Genomic DNA, 19,623 nt, shown 5'->3' with positions numbered 1-19,623 from the left:
ATTTAATTAATGAATAACATGCAAGCATTTTCTGTTGGTCATATTTTAGATTCAGTGGTAATTAGATTTACTTAAGGTTTAGTAGAAGGTAGTTACATTTGACTTAATTTGCTAATGATTGATGTGGAGCTTTATGAAAAGGTAGTAAGTAATATACAGAGTGTTATAGCTTGTAGTCAGTTATTATTACAGATAGTGTCAATAAATAAGAAGTACTGATCTTATTAGGTAGGTAATAGTTATAACAAAATGCTGTCAATATAACTTATGATTTATGGGGGTATGACAGAAAATGTAAAAACAGCCATGGCATGTAGTAGGTTACTATTGCAGTTAGTGGGGATTAAGGTTACCGAGGATGTAATTCAGCACTCTAGTCAGAGTAGTGATTTGGGTTCTTCTCAGGCTATCAGCACTAGTTTGACAAAGCTGAGTAAGACTTACAATGTAAAGCTACGACAGAAGAGACTAGTTTATAATAAACTAACTATTAAAAATTTACCATTAGCATTTCTTGCTAATGATGGAGAGTATATAGTACTTGCTAAGATGGATCAAGATAATGCTTTAGTGCAACATCCATTTAAGTCTAATACTGAGTTGTGGTCTAAGGAGCAACTATGCCACCAATGGAGTGGTGCAGTAATTATCTTATCTACTCCATCACTTAAATTCAACATATCATGGTTTGTACCAGTTTTTTGGCAATATCGCTATATCTTAGCTGAAATACTGCTCTTTTCACTAGTATTACAGTTACTGGGATTGGTATTACCTTTATTCTTTCAAATAGTGATGGATAAGGTTTTAGCGTATCAAGTTACAGCTACACTAGATGTATTAGTGTTTGGTTTAGCAGTTACTAGTATTTTTGAGGTTTTATTAAAAGGATTACGAGAATATCAATATAATCATACAGCAAAACGTATTGATATTTTACTTGGTATTAAATTAGTAAAGCATCTGCTTGGACTCCCTTTAATTTATTTCAAAAATCGCTCAGTTGGTTCATTAGTAGCTCGCGTTCGTGAATTAGATAGTATCAGGGAATTTTTAAGTAGCTCACTATTTACTCTATTTGTTGATATTAGCTTTATGGGTGTATTTTTAGCAGTAATGTGGTTAATATCCCCGACATTAACTGTAATAGTACTTATTTCTATACCTTTTTATGTCATAGTAGCTTGGTGGTTTACTAAGCCATTGCAAGCAAAATTAGAGACTCAGTTTCGCTACAGTGCAGTTAATACTGCCTTTCTCACTGAAACTATAGCTGGAGCCGAAACAGTTAAAAGTTTAGCAATAGAGTCACGTTTAACGGGACGCTGGGAAGAGCAGACGCGAAACTTAGTAAGCACTAGTTATCAAACACAAATATTCTCTTCTTTATCTGAACATTTAGTTCAGGGAGTTGGTAAGGTAACAAGTACTCTAATTTTATGGTGTGGAGCTAGAGCAGTGATTAATCTGGAGATTACTCTTGGTCAATTAATTGCATTTAATATGCTATCGCAGCATTTTGCTCAGCCTTTAGCTAAATTAGTTGAGTTATGGCGTAAATTTATCCAAGCACGAGTAGCAATAGATATACTTGGTGACAGTTTGAATTTACCAGTAGAACAAGAATTTGCAGGTAAGAAAACTAATTTACAAGGTGAAATTACCCTAAGGCAAATTAGTTTCCGTTATCAACCAACAGCTCCGTTAGTACTACAAGACATTTCATTATATATTCCAGCTGGTGAGCAAATCGGTATAGTAGGTGAGTCAGGCTCTGGTAAAAGTACACTAGCTCATTTATTATTACGACTCTTTTTGCCAGAACAAGGGCAAATATTATTGGATAAAGAGTTATTAAATAATTTAGATGCATACCATTTACGAAAACAAATGGCAGTAGTACTGCAGGAAAATTACCTCTTTAATAGTACTGTTCGTGATAATATAGCAATATCACAGCCACAAACTCCTTTAGAGGCAGTAATTAGAGCTGCTAAACTTGCTGGAGCTCATGAGTTTATTTTACGTTTGCCACTTGGTTATGATACAGTTATTGCTGAAGGTGGTAGTTCGTTATCAGGAGGACAGCGTCAACGCATTGCCATTGCTAGAGCCTTATTGATTGAACCTAAAATACTAATTTTTGATGAAGCAACAAGTAGTTTGGATGATGAATCACAATCTGTAATCCAAGCTAATATGGCTAAAATAGCTTATGGTCGTACAGTAATTACTATTGCTCATCGCTTATCTACCGTACAACAATGTGATCGCATCATAGTATTACAACAAGGAAGAATTATCGAGCAGGGGACACATCAGGAGCTGTTAATATTAGGTGGTAAATATGCTTACTTGTGGCAGCTACAACAAGATTTACGACGGGCAGTTTGATGAATATAATAAAACAATTATTATGGTTAAAAAATTACTGTCAGCAAGCTAAACTAAATAATAAGCTTAAAAATATCACTAGCAAAATTAAATTTTGTTGGTACCGAGCTAGGTCTTATTTTCAGACTCATGATGTACAATATGAGTTTTTACCGTCTTATCTTGAGTTAATGGAATGTCCTCCTTCTGCTACTGCTAGAATTACAGCAATTGCAATAAGTATATTAGTATTATTAGCGTTTATTTGGGCTTATTTTGGTCAGTTAGATATTCATGCTACTGCTACAGGTAGATTAATTTTACCTAGTCGTTCTCAAACTATTCAGGTCTATGAATTAAGTGAGGTAGCAGAGATTCTGGTCAAGAATGGACAACATGTTAAGAGTGGTGATAAGTTGTTGGTGCTTAACATAGTAGGCATTACGCAAGAAATTCGTCGTCTTCAAGAACAAAGATCTTTTCAGCAACTAGAATTAGCCCGCTATCAGGCATTAATTAGTGATGAGCCATTAAATCTACTAACAATGCCGGATAATATTGAGGAGTCAGCTGCGATAAGGTCTAGAGCTCATCTTATTAGTATTTGGCAGGAACATCAAGCAATCTTAGCGAAATTTGATGCTGAAGTAGCAGCTAATCAATCTGAACAAGTTGCTAATCACGCTAGTATAGTTGGGCTACAAAAATTGCTACATAATATTCAACAACGCCTTGCTCCAAGTCGTGAGTTGTTAAAGTCTAAATTTGTATCTAAAACTGAGTTATTAGCGAAAGAAAAAGAAGCATTAGAGACTGAATTATCAATTACAGTTAAGCAGCAGGAATTGGAAGTATTACAGGCTCGTGCTAACACCATACGGGAGAATAAAGCTAGCTATATTGCTCAAAAATATCGTGAGTGGCATGATAATTTAAATAAAGCCCAATCTGTTCTGTTAATAACAGAACAAGAGCTAGCTAAAGCCAAGGAGCGAGATCGCTTACAAATCTTACGAGCACCAATGGATGGTATAGTACAACAACTAGCTGTTCATACTGTTGGTGGGATTGTGCAAGGTGCTCAGACATTAATGATGATTACGCCTCATGATGCACCGCAACAAGCAGAAGTTAATATTGCTAATAAAGATGTAGGTTTTATTAGTCCTGGGCAATCTGTAACAGTTAAAATTGAAGCATTTCCATATAGCCGTTATGGTACTATTAGCGGTCAAGTACAAAGTATCTCTCTTGATTCAGTTAAACTTAATGAGTCAAGTGCTGAGTTAGTATTTCCAGCTCAGATTGAATTAGCTCAAAATCATATCATGATAGATAATAGTTTAGTTACTTTAACCCCTGGTATGTCTGTTGTTGCTGAGATTAAAATTGGTAAACGCCGAATTATTGACTATTTATTGAGTCCAATTCGAGAATATAAATCAGAAGCTTGGAGAGAACCATAATGGGTCAAAAGATGATTACTGGCAAACATGGTATACCAGCAATTATTAGAGCTGCTAAACAGTTTCAAATATTAGTAACTGAAGGATCGTTACGTCATAAACTTGGTATAGATTGCCAAGAATTAACATGGATAGATGTTTGCCGAGCAGCTCGAGCAGTAGGATTGCGGACAAAATATTATGAAGAAATTAGTGGTGATCTGCAAACATTACCTGTGCCTATATTGGTTTGTTTAGCTAATCAATGGAGTGTGATTGAAAAAGTTGAAACAGAATATTGGTGGCGTTATGATGTAGCTACTGAAAAGCTTAATAAGGAGCTACTTCCTACAGCTAATAATAGTAAATATAACCTACCAATAATATTATTAGCAGAGCAAGAACTGCAAATTACAGATATTAAATTTGGCTTTAATTGGTTTTTGCCTTCGATATTGCGGCATATAAATCAGTTACGTGATGTATTAGCCTTATCATTAATGTTGCAGTTAATTGCTTTAGTAGGTCCTAAATTATTCCAAAATGTTATAGATCGAGTATTAGTTAGTCGTGGTATTTCAAGTTTAAAGGTCCTGGCTATTGCTATATTAGCACTTGCTTTAGCTGAGCCTTTATTTAGTTATTTACGTGGTAAAATCTTTAGCAATTTAGCTAGTAAGATTAACTCTGAACTTTCTGGTAAATTATATAGTCACTTGTTAACTTTACCACTAAGCTATTTTAGTATGCGACAAACTGGTCAGATTGTTGCTCGTGTGCGTGAAATGAACCAGATTCGTCAGTTTTTAACTGGTTCGGCTTTAATGTTGGTATTAGATATTATTTTTATTCTGATGTTTTTAGTAGTAATGTTTAGTTATGCTAAAATATTAACTTGGATAGTACTTGGATCCTTAGTGTTATATGTCGTGTTTTGGTTAAGTATTGGTCCAATATTAAGACAGCGAGTTACTAAAGAATATGACGCAAGTAGTCTTGCTACAGCTTATTTAACTGAAACTATTACTGGCATTGAAATATTAAAAACTACTGCTACAGAATCAGCTTTTTTAAAGCGTTGGCAGCAAGTTCTATCTTGTCAGTTAAGAGCGATATTTTCAGCTAAGAAGGTAGCGATTATTGCTAATCAGGGGATTAGCTTAATACAAAAATTAACTTCAGCCTTGTTATTATGGTTTGGTGTTAAGATTGTACTACAACATGAATTAACAGTTGGAGGATTAGTGGCTTTTAATATGCTTGCTAATCATATAACTCAGCCAATTCTAAGATTGGCACAAATATGGCAAGAGTTTCAGCATAGTTTAATAGCATTACGCCGTATTGGAGATATTTTAGATACTAAATCAGAAGCAGTTGGTAAAGGAGTTGCTACTATGCCAAAATTAACTGGAAAAGTAGAGTTTCAACATGTACGTTTTTGCTATCAAGCTGATACACCAGAAATATTAAGAGATTTATCCTTTATAATACAACCAGGAGAATTTATCGGCATTACTGGTCCATCTGGTTCAGGTAAAAGTACTTTAACTAGATTATTACAACGTCTCTATATTCCTCAGCATGGTCAGATTTTAGTAGATGGTATGGATATAGCCGTAGCTAATCCTACATCATTACGTTGCAATATGAGTGTGGTATTACAAGATAACATGTTATTTGCTGGATCAATATTAGAAAATATTAAGCTCTGTTGTCCAGGAGCTGGTGAAGAAGAAATTGTACAAGCAGCAAGGCTAGCTGGTGCAGATGATTTTATTAGACGATTACCGCAAGCTTATCAAACCATAATCGGTGAAAGAGGCAATGGTCTATCTGGCGGTCAACGTCAGCGAATAGCTATTGCTAGAGCTTTGTTAGTAAATCCAAGGATTTTAATTTTAGATGAAGCAACTTCAGCACTTGATTATGAATCTGAGGCAGCTATTATGGCTAATATGGATCAAATCTGCCGTAATCGTACAGTAATTAGTATTGCTCATAGATTGAATACTATTAAGTATGCTAATCGCATTCTGGTGCTAGATCAAGGCATGATTGTCCAACAAGGCAGTCACGCGGAACTATTACAGCAGCAAGGTATATATGCCAAGCTTTGGCACACTCAAACTAATAGTAAACCCATGGCATAGCCTTAGTGTGGTAGCTCATGCAGAAGTCGAAACTTCTACACATGATTAGCCCTTTTCTTCCTGTTTATTGGTAGTTAAGCTTACGAAGCGTTGGCCTGAAGTATCTAGGGCTCGGCACGCTATAGATTGTACTTGTTGTGTTGCATTATCAGCTTTGGCAGTTAGCTCTTGGATAGTATTTTCCTGCTTCTTGATTTTATCTTCAAGATAGATAATGCTTTGCTCCTTTAGCTGTAGTATACCATCATATTCTTTTTGTGTTAGTTGTTTTTCAAAATCATATTGCTGTAATAATTGGTTACGTAATAATTCTTCGGCAGAGTAGACTGCTTCTTTTATCTTATCTGCCATACCATCTACTTGCATTTTTAATGAAACATATTCCTGTTCTTTGGTGGTCAAATCAGCTTCTCGTTTTAGTAAATTATCTTTTAACTCTGACAACTCTTTTTCAATTAAGATACGTTTATTATTATACTCATCAAGTTCCTTACGACGTTTTAACTCTAAAGTATAATTATATTCTTCTTCCTCACGTTTTCTAGTTTTGCTAAGCAATTCTTTCTGTTCCTTATAGTCTTGTTCAAGTGCTGCTCGTTGTTGTTGCCAATGCAATTTCTGACTATTTATATCTTGTTCAAAATCTTGTTTTCTTTGACTCATCTCCTGCTCAAAACGTTCTTTTTGCTCAGCTTGTGCTTGTAATAAAGCTGACAAACTATTTGCTGTTTCATTAATTTGGTATAATTCCTGCAAATGTTGTTGCTCCAAAATAATAGCTTCTCGCAAATTAGCCAATTTTTCAAATTCGCTCAATAATTGTTCTGATAAATTATCAATCTGTTTGATAGTTTTAGATTTTAAGCTACTTAATTCAGTTAATATACTATCAGATGAATCAGTGCTGACCTTACTTACTAACTCTTGTTTCTCTTGCTGTTTTTTCTGTTCTTGAGGGGTAGCTGGCTGTTTATCATTTAACTTAGCTAACACCTCATTATAGGCAGTTAAAATTTGCTCCTTAGTACTTTTAACAGAAATTTCTGGCATAATTGATTTTTTGCTCATTATCTTTATAAGTTATTTTATTAATTTTTTTGGATGATTTGCCATAATATCTGGCTTTTAATAATATTAATTAGTTTTTAGCTACTCGTTCTCATTGATTAATTACTGATTTTAATGGTGATTATTGGAAATGAATATTTATCTAATATACAGCAGTCTATTAAACCATATTGGGTCATGCCATTCAATGCATTCTATACCAATATAGTTAACTGATTCTTAGTAATTCCAATGGCCGGTCTGTTATTTAAATATGCACTTACTTTATAGTTAACTCAACTTAAAATTTAATCATCTAATTCTTCAATTTGCTTTTTAGTTAAGCCAGTAGATTCAGATATTATCGTAATTGCTACTCTTGATCTTTTTAAGTTTCTTGCTATTGCTATTTTTTCTTCAGTTTTTCCGATCTGCATACCTCTAGCTTCGCCTCTAGCTTCGCCTCTAGCTTCAGCGGATTCAATCATGAAATCTTCGACAGCTTTGTTATCCATGATGCGTTTAATTTCCTGCTCATAAGCCAGGAGTTCTGCTTCATTCCAGTTAAACTGATTTAATGCTTCATAAGCACGCCCTACTACAAGATCGCTACCTATAATTTTCTGCAGGTCAGCTTCACTTGTGTTAGCAGCATATTTAAAAAAATAGCACCATTTTTCGGTAATAGTTTCTAAGTCTTCAATTTGATCTATATTAAATTTAGGTAGTTCAATAAAGCTAAAAGAGAAATCCTTTAAATCGTGTTCAAAAGTAATTTTATCTAGGATAACATGATGAGAGATATAATCAGCTTTATCAGGGAAGATAATATAATCACTAATAGCAATAAAGATGACTTCCTTAAGGTTAGCATAGAGACCATCTTGTTTTTGTCCTTGGGATAGTTGTCGAGAATAGGCTTTAGCAGCATAATATTGAGCTCTTTTCTCAAAGCCTTTAGAAGGGGAGACTTGCATTTCTACGATGATTTGCGTACCATTTTGAGCTTTACAAAGGACATCGACGAGAGATTGTTTTTTATAAGCAATATCAGGATCTTGGACAGGACTTAAGAAAGTAACATCCTGTATTTGTTCTGCATCTTTAAATTCCATGATGTCATTAATAAAATGAATAAGAATATCTTTGTTTTTTTCAGAACCAAAGATTTTCTTGAAGGCGACATCATTTTTAGGATCTAGGAACTTTGAAACTGCCATAATTAGTTACTAATATTTGTATATGCATTAACATATTATAGCACAAAATAGAAGATAAGTAAGTTATAAATTTGTTTTACATAATCTTGGGTGTTTATTATCATCAATGAATGTAAAGTGGTACAAGCAAGTATTAGAGGTTATTATCTCTGATACGCATAATGGTTTGCCTGCTTGTATTAAAATGTCTTGCAATAGATGTGATAGTTTTGCCTTCTTGTAGTTGCTGTATAACCTGTTTTTTTTGTAATTCTGCTAAAATTTGTGGTCGTCCGAGAGTTTTACCATGTGATTTAGCTCTCGCAAGCCCAGATTGAGTACGCTCTATTAACAAATCACGCTCAAATTGAGCAACAGCATTAATTACTCCCATAGTCATTTTTCCAGCTGAACTAGTAAGATCAACACCCCCAAGTGCAAGACAATGAACTTTAATTCCTATTTTCTCTAGTTTGTTAACTGTGATGCTGACATCAATAGCATCACGTCCTAATCGGTCTAATTTGGTAACAACTAGAACATCGCCATTTTCCATCTTATTTAACAGATGTGCAAAACCTTGACGCTTAGCTATAGGCATGGAACCAGAAACCGTTTCAGTAATTATTCGATATGGTGCAATGATAAATCTGGCTAATTCAATTTCTCTGATTTGATTTTCAGTGTCTTGTTGCATTTTGGAAACACGAACATAAGCAAAAGTACGAGACATAAAAGTGTAGTGTAAAATGTATTAAAAAGGTTGTCCTGAATATAAGGTCTGTACTAAAATAAGTCAATATAATTTATGGACATAGGAATAGAGGGTGTACGGAAACGTTCGTTTTTAGACAGATACAGAATTTTTCTTCTGTGTTGCTCTCTGCTTTTGCCTTTCTATATGACGTCCTACTATTTCGTTTAATTCCTCACGTCTTTTCTTATAATTAGAGGTAATATTCTTATCTGTTTTTGTATCTGTATTTTTGTCGATGAAGATAGCGTTATTGTATGAGCGTTGTGATTGCATATTTTAGATCCTAATAATTATTTATAATAAAATATAGATGAAAAGTAGTCTTGCTACTTTTCCAAAAGAATATCTGTCAAGTGATCAGACTATTTACGTAGATGATGATTTTTTAGGTTTAGAAAATTTGTTAGTTTTTGGTGGTACTTCTTCTTTAGTGACTAAAGTAGCAGGAGTTCCATCTAGGTTAAAGCGCCTAGCTCCTTCAATAAGGAGTTTTTTATATTTGTTATCAGAGCAATATCTTCTAAAGAATCTGTGAATTTGTTGTTTTGAGAAATTATTTTTTTCTGTCTCGATAATTTCCTTGTGAATACCTATGGCCAGTGGTTTGGCTGGAATAGAGAAACATAGAGGGTATTTTGTTTGCAATAATTTTAAAACTTGTTTGTATTCTTTTTTCCATCGTGCAAGTTTAGCTTTAAGGGCTTCTTTTTGTGCTGCGGCTAAAATCCTCGCTTTTTCTGCTTTAATTTTCTTTTTAGAAGCTTTACCTTCTTGAGATTTATCGTTACTAACATTAGGCTTAACAGCTACAGTCAATTTAGCATTAGTAGATTTGTTTTGTAATACCGGTTTCTCGATTACTACTACTTGTTTTTTAGGTAGAGGCGTCACAACGCTTATTGGTACTTTAAGCTTCAATGTAGATTTTGCAGTTTGCATAACGTTTTACTACTCATTTCTTAGTTTATTGATTTCATCAATAGAAAGACCAGTAGCAACAGATATAGTATTAATATCTATATTCTGAGCTAATAAGTTTTGAGCAACTAATCTCATAGCTTCATATTTTCCTTCAGCTTTACCTTTAGCTTCGCCGATCTGCATACCTTTTTGTACCCCTTGTTGTTCCCAGTGATGAGCAAGACTAGTCATAAGTTTTTCTCCTAGTTTATTATTTAAACGTGATTTAAGCATTTTCTCTAGCTCTATTTTATCACTTTTTTCAATTTTAATCAATGTATAGGATAGGATAAGTTCTAGATAATCAATACCAATATTTATTTGAGCGAACTGAGGTAACATATCGGCTATTTCATACCATCGTTTAAGCAAGTCTCGCTCATTAATATGTTTCATGAAGAACTGTAGTATGCCTGCCCAAGTTTTTTTCTTTAAATCATCATCAGGAATGTCATGAACGTTAATAAGCTGATGATTATTGGTCCATATATTTTGAACTAATTGCTTGTTTTTGAATAGATCCCAGAAGTTCCTTGGGGAATTATACTGCTTGGTACCATTGTAAAATACGAGAGGATAGACGAAAGGTAAATGTTTGGCATTGGGATTTAAAGTTAGATGTCGCTGTAGAATATCTAACATGTATTTAAAGAGTCTAAAAGACATGAAGTGATCAGGAGTACTTTGGTGTTCAAGTAAGATCCAAAAATACCCGGTATCATCATTGAACTTAGCAGAGAAGAGAATATCGGATATAGAGTTTTTAAGATTAGTCTCTACAAAGCTTTCTTTCTCCATTTTAAGAGTATGAGGTGAGAATAAAGCTTTAATCTCTTTTGGCAAATGCATATCAAAGAACTCTTTAGCAACTATAGGATTTTCAAAAGCCTTACGTATTAGCTCATCGTGCTTAGGTTTATTAGGTCTTGATTTTTCTAGGCTGCGTTTGTCATCGTGTTCTTTGTTTTGCATCTGTATAATTATTTTGGTTTAAAAGTAGTGTTTAATTCTAGTGGTGCGGCATTGATATAACAAAACTGGCAAGTTTTTGCGAAAATAACAAGGATAAACTGCCTATGATGGCTACCTGCAGCAGTATTATTGAAGAAAATCCGCTATAAAGATGATGAAGAATTTTTGCATATAGAAAAACCTAATAATTAGTAGTTAATTAATTACTTTATAAGGAGAGATTTTCCTTTCTCTTTCCATTTATCGATAATTTTAGGATTTAGTATCAATTGCTCTTTACAATCAAGAAGCATGCCATAGAGGATATGGGCATTATCAGGATGCAAATAGTCAAGGCCTGCTTTAACAAATAATCCGCCAAGCATAATCTTTTTTCTAGCGTCAGTTTTGCGATCAAAGGCGACAGTTTTTTGTAATTGCATACGACTATACCATAATTTCTTAACAATAGATTTAATCAGTTTTTGAGTCTTTGGATTTTGGTTTACTGGGCATTTTAGTTTTATTACCAAGCTCCTTAAATTCATTCAAGATAGGATGATTTTTATTATCGGGATTTTGTACAAACTTCAAGAAACCAATCAATAGTTTATCATCTATCGTTAAAGCTGAGTATCTCAAGAATAAATCAAATAATTCATCTTTACGTTTACTAAGGAGCTGTTTTTGTTGTAGTAGTAATTCCGCTTCTATTTTAGCAATGCGATCTTTTTTGAGTTGCTCTAAATTAGCAAGTTTAGTGCCAGTCGGAAGAGGTTTAGTTGCCATAAAAAACCTATCTTAAATATAAGAATAATCTTATAAGAGTTCAATCTCTTTATATTATTTAAGTACTAATATAATAATTAAAAATAGTAGTATTGTTTCAGAATAGCAATAAAATAACAGTTAGTTGAGGGGTTTTTAACTCCTCCTATTCCATCATCGAATACCGCTCCACCTTTTACTAGATTCTTTGCAGTCCATCCCTGCCCTATTCTATCTGCTTCACGTATATTTACTTCTTGTTGTGTGCCGCTGGCAGATTCTAGATTTGCCTCCTGCACAGCTTGGTATGTACCACTATTTTCATAATGCATCTTGTAGAACTGCCCTTTTAATTGCTGCTCTTTGTGACTTATATTCTCTTTCACTTGGTCATAATTAACGCCTTCCATCTCGTTATAGGCAACATTCTTAGCTGTAGCAAAATTTTGAGCAGATTGATTATTTACTTGCTGTTCATAATTACTACTTGCATCATTTAACCTTGAGGTGGCACTATTGCCTGTTACTCTGCTATGTCCTGCTGAGACTGATGCTAAAACATTTGCTGCTCTATGATTTATGCGGTTTTGCCATAGCTGTCTAAATCTTGGATCACCTCTCTCTATCATATCATGTGCTTCTTTAGATGATACGCCGTATGCTCTCTCTAAATCATGTTGTACTTCATGACGAACATCGTTATTGGCACTAGCTCCGTGCGTTCTTTGCCAATTCTCTGCCCTATGATATTGCTCCGTTTTATCCTGAGTGATAGCAAGTTGTTTTTCTGTTCGTTGTGCCTCCATAGATGCAGCATGTACGCCTTGACTTAGGCTTTGATCTAAGCCATGCTCACGCGACCAATTCTCATTTGAGGCAACTTTAACTAAGTTGTTATAATCTTCACTAGTACTTTGTCCTTTAGAATCACTTACACCATCCTGTAGAGATTGATTACTCTCATTTGATGCACTAATCGCACCTTCAGCCGTTACTGAAGCACTTGAGCCTGTAATTCCTGAGAGAGGCGTGCCAGCAGTTAAAGCTGCCCTCAATGCAGCGTTAGCAGCTTGGCGATTATCATACCCATAGGCCTTAGATAAGCTTTCCGCATGATCTATGATCTTTCTTGCAGATTGCCCTTGCTCTCCTAGCTCTTCAAAATTGAAGTTCTGGCCTTGTTGCCTTTTATCAAGCACACTCTTCGCCCAATCTTCGGTTCTAGAGATTTCAGTACTTTTAGCGGTATTATGACTACGTGTATCTGACTCAAGTATGCTATCCATGATTTGCGTGCCTTGACTTAGCTGCGTTTGAGTGTCATCTGCTTCGCTAAGCTTTCTATTACCTACTGACGCTGTGTAACCACTACCTCCTGAAAATACTTGCTCACCTGATTGCGTAATAAACTCACCCGTGCCATCTGCATATTGAGCTCTATTAGTGCCATCAAAATACTGCATGCCGGTATCTACTTTATTGGCACTCGTGTTTGCGTATTGCTGATTGCTGCTACTGTAATTATCAAAGCTCTTGTTGTTAGTAGCAACCTCTCCTCCAATCCCGCCTGATACAGACTGCACGCCTCCAACTATATTGCCTGCTAAATGCATAATGCCGTCGCCTCCAAGCTTAGTTAGCCAAAATGATAAAAATGGTACTAACATCTGAAGTGACGCGGCAATAGTTACTATTGTATCTATCTTCTTATACATTGTAGATACAGCGGCATAACTCATAACTTGCCTTGATCCTTCAGCTAAATCACTATAGGTCTCCATGATCATATTAAGTATTGCATTTAATGCCGGCCATAGCTGCAGCGATACAATAATGACTAAATACGTCATATATTTAGCAAAGCCGCCACTCATTAAAATCATCGGTACAACAAATATGAATGCTCCATATACAATGCATTTGAAGACTACAAGCATTAAAAATACTTGCCATATCACCCCCGATTAAACTACTACTTTCATGCTGCATACGTGCCCTTGCTACCGCATATGATCCGCTTTTAAAGTTTGATATAGCATTAATCATCATTTGCTGTTTTAACAAATCTTCAGCACTACCTACGCCATAAGCTTTTTTAATATTATTTTTGAAATAATGTTTAAGATATAAACTTGCTTCTAAATCAGGGTTTCTTGGTTGTCCCTTTTCGGCGTATGTAAAATACACCCCTTTGTCGTTTGCTTGGTTAAATATTCTATTAGAGAATTTAACTAATATTCTTTCTTCTTCTTTTGGAAATAAATGTCTTTCAAGATACGTTACCGCCTCTTTACAAGTCATTGATTCATATTTGCGAGTTGTTGGTTCAAATAACTCGACCCTTCTTAGTCCCCCTGCATTGTCTTTAATTAGCTTCCAAATATTATCTGTTGCGAACAGTTCTTCTTTAGTGAATCTGTAGCCAATCATCGCAGGTAGCACTACGCATCTTTTAACAAACTCACGCATATTATTGACATTTACTGGATCTTTAATACGGACATTTTTTACTTCTTGCTTTAATCGCTGTCCAAAAAGCAAACCATAATTGAAGTAATCAAAACTCTGATTGCTAAATGGTCTAAATGCTTGCTCAAAGCCTCTTGTTATGATATAGCCAAATTCTTCTAGAATCCCGACAGGAACTGCAAAAGCAAGCGGTATATGATCTACTTTTGCTGTATCTTTGGAAATATGATCTTTAATGATCATATGAGTGGATGGCAGTAATAGTCCGTTGACGATGATGCAAAGCCCGAGTACCTTATAAATATGACTTTTGAATTGACCAAGATGTGTGCTACCTGCAAGCTGAACAGCATAAAAACACCCCATACAAAACCACACTCCTTGCACTAAGTACCAGTAAGCATCACTTTGTTTAAACATTGCGATTGCTTGCATTGTGTTATACATCGCATCAATATAGCCGTATGTATGAATGGTTAAATCCATGATGTTGCCTTTATCTCAATAATTAATCTTTGTTTTAATTCTGTATTATTCCGCTAACTTGCTGTCTTGGTCGTATTCTTCAAACTGTACTTGAAAATAACTCTCATCTTGACGAAGCCGTACTTTCATTTGGCTAATTAGATCATAGCGTTTGTATGCTTCTGATTTGGCACTCGCTATAATTCTCATAATCTCCCTTGCATTATTTGAAAATTGCTCAAATATACCTGTATCAGATATTTGTACATATGATAGCTCTTCTACCGCGTCCGAGGTTTTCTTAAGTAATTTAGCAAGATGCGAGGTTACAACGTCATAACACAGATGAGTTATGAAATCGTGACTTTTAACACTGATATTCTGACTAGATTTAAAGATCGCAAGATCCATCTCTATTTTACGAATCAGAGGCAAACTAGAGAGATCTATTAAATCCATTTCTTCTTCAGTAAAACCTGGATTTTCTTTATCTTGCTGGATCTTTGTAGTGATTGATTCAAGTAATTTTGAGAGTTTAGAATGCAGCGTATCATTACTTGCAAAGGTTTTTTGCTGCTTACTTGGATTTAAGCAGTAGCGAGCCTCATCACAGCTATATAATGTAATCTGATCCGAACCTTTGCTACTTACTCCCAAATACTCCTCAATAAGTTCCTGCTGCGTAAGCGAACTATATACTTTTGGAGGTAAGCCTTTTTGTATGACGATTGTTCCTGAGATGCTCATTAGTAACTCTTTAAGTTCTGTAGTGCCTGTTTGAGATGCAGACTTACTAAGGGCCTTCCAAACTAAATTGAAATTCTCACCTAACTGAGTTTTAAGCTCGGGATTGTATTCTGCTGGGTCAGCATCACTATCTTTTTTGGCTCTTTGTACTATTTCTGCAGAATCTTTAGAGTTACCGCTTAAATATAAATCTGCTTGACGCTTTGCTTCAGCAGATTTAGCAAGCTTATCCATAGTGCCGGTAATTGGTGCCATCATACGCTCACAATTAACATTTAATATATCACTAACATTGCGCCCTACCCCTTCCATCCATGTCATTAAATTCTCACATTGCGGACACATGGTTTTAACAAGCATGATCCCGCCATATACTGAAGCATTTTGTGCCATTTGCTTCATACTATCCATCATCTCCTTACTGCTGATATATGAAAATGCTCCCATTCTTAAGTCAAAATGAGCATTACAAGGTAGACCTCCTAATTTGCAAGTTGGCGGTGTAAAGTGACCAAGCGATATATCATCAATACCGGGCGTTTTTACAATCATAGAACCACCAACTAAATGCCCTCCTAACTGATCTTTAATTAAAGCGGCTTTACTATTATTTGATAATGTTCCTGATGGCATTACGCTTTTCATTAATGTTTCAATACCGGCATGTGCTACAGATGATTGTAACAACGCAAAAATGATTAAAACCTTTATGATATTTGCCTTATAGAGTACTAATCTTGCTAAATTAGCTTGAATTTTCTTTAACCTATTAATCATTCTTGAATCTCACACTACTATTTGCTTCCTGCTCTACTATAACCTTTGGTCTAAGTTCTTGATCCTTTAATATTTCATGAGCCAGTAGCATTTTTTCTTCAAGATCACTGAAAGATACCGCACCTCTTGCTATCTCAAATCTTGTCTTGCCGTCTTTGGTTACCAAAATCAAACTAGGTACTGACTCTATTCCAAGCATATTTATTAGCTCCTGATTAAAATGTGTTTTAAAATATTGTGATTTTTCTCCATTAGTGCTAAGTGCCTCTGTCTCTATTTTGTATTTTTGGGCAAACTGATGAATAATAGGTGCTGCTTGCAGGCTATAAGGGCAGTTGCTGCTAAACACAAAAAATAATTCTATTTTGTGTGATAACTCTGATATTCTTTGTTCATTTTCTAATTCTTGTTCTTGCTGATGAATCTTGCGACCATAAAGATTTACTGGATTTTCTTTGTGGTTTATTTCATTTGGATGAAGTAAATTCACTAATCTGTATGAATGATCTAATTTTAATGCAGCATCTAACATCTCAGCTTCTTTCTTCTTATACGCATAGACATGATTAAGATTCTCAGGATATCTAATCATCATATATTTTAAGTCATCTAGCTCCCTGCTAAACGCCTCTACCTCCGCCCTTGCTTTGGCTCTTTCTTTCTTCTGCTTTGTTGCTTTTTCTAATTCTTTCTGCATTTCATCATCTAATTTTTGCTTCTCTTGCTCCTCAAACCATAACCAGCCTCTATATCTTTGATGCAAAAAATCATTAGCAGATAGCGAGCTAGCCTGCATGCAAATAAGTAAAATACAAAATATCTCCTTAATTCTTCTGCATCTCATCCTGATTCTCCTACTCGCCATCCGCTTGCATTGTTATCTTGATTTTGTACGTTCCCATCGAACTCTCTAATATCAGGCAAACTATTATTAATTCTCGCTTTTAAATCGCTACTTCTTGGCATCTTATATTTTAAAAAGAATTTAACCTTTAAATCCTCAATAAATTCGGTAAAATCAATCTCATCCCAGTTAATTCTCTGTATCTCTTCAAGTGTTAATCCCCGGCAATCCGGAGTCTTGCCACTACCAAAACTAAGACCTAACTGCTTTCTTGCTTGCACCTGGACTACTTTGTTAAGCAGTGTCCCAAAACAACAATAATGGTGCTTTACAAGAGTTGTAACTCCTGCCTTTTTGTTGCTTTCCTTACCTACATAAACACATAAATTCTTTTTTCTCTTCTCTATAAGCAGTTGTTCATTTTTGCTGCATTTTGCTCCAAGATTGCTGCCCCAACCTTTTAAACTAACAGTGCAGCAATTAGTGTAGCCCGTCGCCTTCTTACTACAATGCTCATTATTCCCTTTAAACAGACTAATATTTACTCCATCCCCTGCTTTCATCTCACTTACCGCATATAATTTAGAGATAGAATCCATCATCTCACCATTTGTTAAGAATCTATGATCTACACAATTGCCGTCAATACACGGGATGCCTTCACAAATTATTCCCTCCTGCCCTTCTTTCTCCTGAAATCTCACCCTTGCTTTAGTACTTTCTTTAACCACTGGTATCCATCGCTTACAGGAATATTCCTCCTTTCTATTAACACAATTACCAAGGCTGTCAGTGAGTAAGCACTCTCTAAGAGAAACGAAATAACAATGTGAATATTTACCGCAATCATCTTTACTTGGATAATCACAGATTTTTTCACACGCATACTCCCAGCAATCACGCTCCACCTCAAAACCGTCTATTGTGCGTTTGCCGCTTGTAAGACATTTCTTTTGTACATCGCGACACGGATAATGAGATGCAAAAATATCTGCTACTCCTTTAGCCGGGGTAAAAATAAAAAAACTATTATGACAATGTTTAATATTTTTGTTGAAAGTTTGGTCATTTGTTTAATTTCGGAGCTTACATATCTCATTCCATCTCTCCTGCCACTGCACACATATCCTATGCCAATCCCGGTATCGATATTTAAAATGATAACTATCCCATTTCACTTCATGCCTCCTACACTCAGTTAAAGCACCCTCACCCCTAGCTGAAATACCTACGGCTTCTCCTATTTGCTCAAGCTCTACCGATAGCTTCTCTGCTATTACTCTTCTAACATCCTGCTGCGTTGCAACGTCTCCTTTCATATGCATACCATAACGTTTTTTCTTCCAAAATACTGCTCTTAGCCAAGTGTAGTGCTGCCTGCATATCTCTTCTCCAGATATATCAATGTCTTGATCCTGCCACTGCCCCCATTGTCTTCCTTCTAACACGCACTTCATACTAAGATTTCTAGAGCAGGAATAACGATTTCTTAATCTCTCGCAGAAATACTGATCGTAAATAGTATCTTTGCTTTCACTATCTACTTCTTTTTTAAATTCCATAAAATATTCAGGATCTCTCTCGATATTGCCTTTAACTGTCTTGCAATCCACTCCTATATCTTTGAGATTAGCAATAATACCCTCTATCATCTTAGAACTGCCTTTTGCTATTTTCTTTGTGTCCTCTAAATGTGCCTGCATGCCCGGTCTACTTAAATCAATAAACATCTCATTATGAAATGGATCTCTTGCAAATTCCTCTCGAGCGATGCTATCTAATTCCAATACATCTAAACTTTCTAACCTTGCTCTCTCATTTGCAATCTTTCCTGAATCAGCTATAGGCGGCATCATGTTATCACCAATTTTCGCTACCACCCCTTGCTTATCCTGCTCTAGCTCGTTTTTGAACTCTTCGAGATTTGGAACGCTTCGCTCAAATAATGGATCAACTTTATTGATATTAGTCTCAAACTGCTCATCCAAATACTGACCCATAGCAACATTGGTAATAATTTGTATTACTACCAATAACAGCGTTAATACAGTAATAGTTTTTACTTTCATCTTGCTAGCCTTTGCTCTGCTGCTTCTTTCAAGTCTCCATGAATAGCAAATTCCTCTAGAGCGTACTTAACTGATACAGCTCCTTGCATAGAGTCGTATTTAGGGGGAGTGCCCCCCCCGTTAAAAAAACTATCTGCTTCTTGACTCAATACTATCATTGGCACTTGCGTAGCTTTAAAATCGCTAAATGCTTCATCATCAATCTCAATACCCCCAATCTCGCTACCTCCTACTATCTCTTGTGCTAACTTTAATAATTCTTTAAAACTCCCATTAGGTAGACCGTTAAACACTAAATGACCACCATATCGTTGTGCTTCCTTATAATAGCTACGTAGTAAATTTAAACTCATAGAACTACTGACTAAAATTCTGAGTTTCGTGCTATCCTCTTCTATAACTCCTGGTGTATCTGCATCTAAAGTTTTTTTATTGAGAGTAAATTCTGCCTCTTTGGATAGTTGCTCAAATTCTTGATATTTTTCTTTAAGCCCCTTACCTACTGTTTTGTGCAATTTTTCCTGAAGCTTTTCGGCAAACTCAATATCCTTCTCAGATATCACAAAAAAACTTCCCAAAACGGTCATACTAAAAACTGA

The 19,623-nt window shown here is 35.3% G+C and carries 18 protein-coding genes; 3 read left to right on the top strand and 15 right to left on the bottom strand.

All coding sequences use genetic code 11. The features are described 5' to 3' along the window. The first annotated feature begins 282 nt into the window (after window positions 1-282). From ACIAS7_RS07315 to ACIAS7_RS07305, 3 genes are read left to right on the top strand one after another with little or no spacing between them, the layout of a single operon-like run. Window positions 283-2,394: a peptidase domain-containing ABC transporter gene (locus ACIAS7_RS07315; protein WP_473199514.1), complete on the top strand. Its 2,112-nt coding sequence runs from the start codon at window positions 283-285 to the stop codon at window positions 2,392-2,394. Next, window positions 2,358-3,839 carry an HlyD family type I secretion periplasmic adaptor subunit gene (locus tag ACIAS7_RS07310; protein ID WP_473199513.1) on the top strand — a complete coding sequence of 494 codons (1,482 nt, stop codon included), beginning with the start codon at window positions 2,358-2,360 and terminating at the stop codon, window positions 3,837-3,839. Before ACIAS7_RS07315 ends, ACIAS7_RS07310 begins: the two co-directional genes overlap by 37 nt. Window positions 3,840-3,850: 11 nt before the next feature. Next, entirely contained in the window at window positions 3,851-5,971 is a 2,121-nt protein-coding gene (locus ACIAS7_RS07305; RefSeq protein WP_473199512.1) for a type I secretion system permease/ATPase, read from the top strand. A 45-nt stretch (window positions 5,972-6,016) separates the two neighbouring features. Here the strand turns inward: ACIAS7_RS07305 and ACIAS7_RS07300 are convergent, their stop codons facing one another. The 15 genes from ACIAS7_RS07300 to trbC form a co-directional block, all read right to left on the bottom strand. Beyond that, complete coding sequence (locus ACIAS7_RS07300; RefSeq protein WP_473199511.1) at window positions 6,017-7,039, bottom strand: hypothetical protein; 1,023 nt, start codon at window positions 7,037-7,039, stop codon at window positions 6,017-6,019. A gap of 287 nt (window positions 7,040-7,326) precedes the next feature. Beyond that, on the bottom strand, window positions 7,327-8,238 hold the full coding sequence (locus ACIAS7_RS07295; RefSeq protein ID WP_473199510.1) for an Rpn family recombination-promoting nuclease/putative transposase: 912 nt from the start codon (window positions 8,236-8,238) through the stop codon (window positions 7,327-7,329). Between the two features lie 133 nt (window positions 8,239-8,371). Beyond that, entirely contained in the window at window positions 8,372-8,950 is a 579-nt protein-coding gene (locus ACIAS7_RS07290; protein ID WP_473199509.1) for a recombinase family protein, read from the bottom strand. A 114-nt stretch (window positions 8,951-9,064) separates the two neighbouring features. After that, window positions 9,065-9,247, bottom strand: a complete 183-nt coding sequence (locus ACIAS7_RS07285) for a hypothetical protein (protein WP_473199508.1) — start codon at window positions 9,245-9,247, stop codon at window positions 9,065-9,067. 93 nt (window positions 9,248-9,340) lie between these two features. Beyond that, a complete protein-coding gene (locus ACIAS7_RS07280; protein ID WP_473199507.1) occupies window positions 9,341-9,913 on the bottom strand; it encodes a ProQ/FINO family protein in 573 nt (190 codons plus the stop codon). A 9-nt stretch (window positions 9,914-9,922) separates the two neighbouring features. Beyond that, window positions 9,923-10,906 (bottom strand): Rpn family recombination-promoting nuclease/putative transposase, encoded by a 984-nt coding sequence (locus ACIAS7_RS07275; RefSeq protein WP_473199506.1) that lies wholly within the window; start codon window positions 10,904-10,906, stop codon window positions 9,923-9,925. 203 nt (window positions 10,907-11,109) lie between these two features. After that, window positions 11,110-11,328, bottom strand: coding sequence for a conjugal transfer protein TraD (locus tag ACIAS7_RS07270; RefSeq protein ID WP_473199505.1), 219 nt, complete (start codon window positions 11,326-11,328; stop codon window positions 11,110-11,112). 31 nt (window positions 11,329-11,359) lie between these two features. After that, complete coding sequence (locus ACIAS7_RS07265) at window positions 11,360-11,674, bottom strand: hypothetical protein (RefSeq protein WP_473199504.1); 315 nt, start codon at window positions 11,672-11,674, stop codon at window positions 11,360-11,362. A gap of 77 nt (window positions 11,675-11,751) precedes the next feature. Beyond that, window positions 11,752-13,590, bottom strand: coding sequence for a conjugal transfer protein TraG N-terminal domain-containing protein (locus ACIAS7_RS07260; protein WP_473199503.1), 1,839 nt, complete (start codon window positions 13,588-13,590; stop codon window positions 11,752-11,754). After that, window positions 13,508-14,608 (bottom strand): conjugal transfer protein TraG N-terminal domain-containing protein, encoded by a 1,101-nt coding sequence (locus ACIAS7_RS07255; protein ID WP_473199502.1) that lies wholly within the window; start codon window positions 14,606-14,608, stop codon window positions 13,508-13,510. Before ACIAS7_RS07255 ends, ACIAS7_RS07260 begins: the two co-directional genes overlap by 83 nt. Window positions 14,609-14,653: 45 nt before the next feature. Then, window positions 14,654-16,111, bottom strand: coding sequence for a conjugal transfer protein TraH (locus ACIAS7_RS07250; RefSeq protein ID WP_473199501.1), 1,458 nt, complete (start codon window positions 16,109-16,111; stop codon window positions 14,654-14,656). Continuing rightward, entirely contained in the window at window positions 16,104-16,955 is an 852-nt protein-coding gene (gene traF, locus ACIAS7_RS07245; protein WP_473199500.1) for a conjugal transfer protein TraF, read from the bottom strand. The genes ACIAS7_RS07250 and traF overlap by 8 nt, the downstream gene beginning before the upstream one ends. Beyond that, window positions 16,952-17,944, bottom strand: coding sequence for a conjugal transfer protein TraN (gene traN / locus ACIAS7_RS07240; protein WP_473199522.1), 993 nt, complete (start codon window positions 17,942-17,944; stop codon window positions 16,952-16,954). The genes traF and traN overlap by 4 nt, the downstream gene beginning before the upstream one ends. Before the next feature lie 84 nt (window positions 17,945-18,028). Further along, on the bottom strand, window positions 18,029-19,024 hold the full coding sequence (locus tag ACIAS7_RS07235; protein WP_473199499.1) for a hypothetical protein: 996 nt from the start codon (window positions 19,022-19,024) through the stop codon (window positions 18,029-18,031). Then, window positions 19,021-19,587: a type-F conjugative transfer system pilin assembly protein TrbC gene (gene trbC, locus ACIAS7_RS07230; protein ID WP_473199498.1), complete on the bottom strand. Its 567-nt coding sequence runs from the start codon at window positions 19,585-19,587 to the stop codon at window positions 19,021-19,023. The genes ACIAS7_RS07235 and trbC overlap by 4 nt, the downstream gene beginning before the upstream one ends. Window positions 19,588-19,623 lie beyond the last annotated feature (36 nt).

This window comes from Rickettsia sp. 109562A South Dakota (assembly GCF_055791265.1).
This window is presented reverse-complemented; position numbering and strand designations above follow the sequence as displayed.

Bases quoted from the DNA above. Each gene is read 5' to 3' on its own strand.
- ACIAS7_RS07315 (WP_473199514.1), top strand. From the start codon at position 283: ATGACAGAAAATGTAAAAACAGCCATGGCATGTAGTAGGTTACTATTG.
- ACIAS7_RS07305 (WP_473199512.1), top strand. From the start codon at position 3,851: ATGATTACTGGCAAACATGGTATACCAGCAATTATTAGAGCTGCTAAA.
- ACIAS7_RS07300 (WP_473199511.1), bottom strand. From the start codon at position 7,039: ATGAGCAAAAAATCAATTATGCCAGAAATTTCTGTTAAAAGTACTAAG.
- ACIAS7_RS07295 (WP_473199510.1), bottom strand. From the start codon at position 8,238: ATGGCAGTTTCAAAGTTCCTAGATCCTAAAAATGATGTCGCCTTCAAG.
- ACIAS7_RS07290 (WP_473199509.1), bottom strand. From the start codon at position 8,950: ATGTCTCGTACTTTTGCTTATGTTCGTGTTTCCAAAATGCAACAAGAC.
- ACIAS7_RS07285 (WP_473199508.1), bottom strand. From the start codon at position 9,247: ATGCAATCACAACGCTCATACAATAACGCTATCTTCATCGACAAAAAT.
- ACIAS7_RS07280 (WP_473199507.1), bottom strand. From the start codon at position 9,913: ATGCAAACTGCAAAATCTACATTGAAGCTTAAAGTACCAATAAGCGTT.
- ACIAS7_RS07275 (WP_473199506.1), bottom strand. From the start codon at position 10,906: ATGCAAAACAAAGAACACGATGACAAACGCAGCCTAGAAAAATCAAGA.
- ACIAS7_RS07270 (WP_473199505.1), bottom strand. From the start codon at position 11,328: ATGCAATTACAAAAAACTGTCGCCTTTGATCGCAAAACTGACGCTAGA.
- ACIAS7_RS07265 (WP_473199504.1), bottom strand. From the start codon at position 11,674: ATGGCAACTAAACCTCTTCCGACTGGCACTAAACTTGCTAATTTAGAG.
- ACIAS7_RS07260 (WP_473199503.1), bottom strand. From the start codon at position 13,590: ATGCTTGTAGTCTTCAAATGCATTGTATATGGAGCATTCATATTTGTT.
- ACIAS7_RS07255 (WP_473199502.1), bottom strand. From the start codon at position 14,608: ATGGATTTAACCATTCATACATACGGCTATATTGATGCGATGTATAAC.
- ACIAS7_RS07250 (WP_473199501.1), bottom strand. From the start codon at position 16,111: ATGATTAATAGGTTAAAGAAAATTCAAGCTAATTTAGCAAGATTAGTA.
- traF (WP_473199500.1), bottom strand. From the start codon at position 16,955: ATGAGATGCAGAAGAATTAAGGAGATATTTTGTATTTTACTTATTTGC.
- ACIAS7_RS07235 (WP_473199499.1), bottom strand. From the start codon at position 19,024: ATGAAAGTAAAAACTATTACTGTATTAACGCTGTTATTGGTAGTAATA.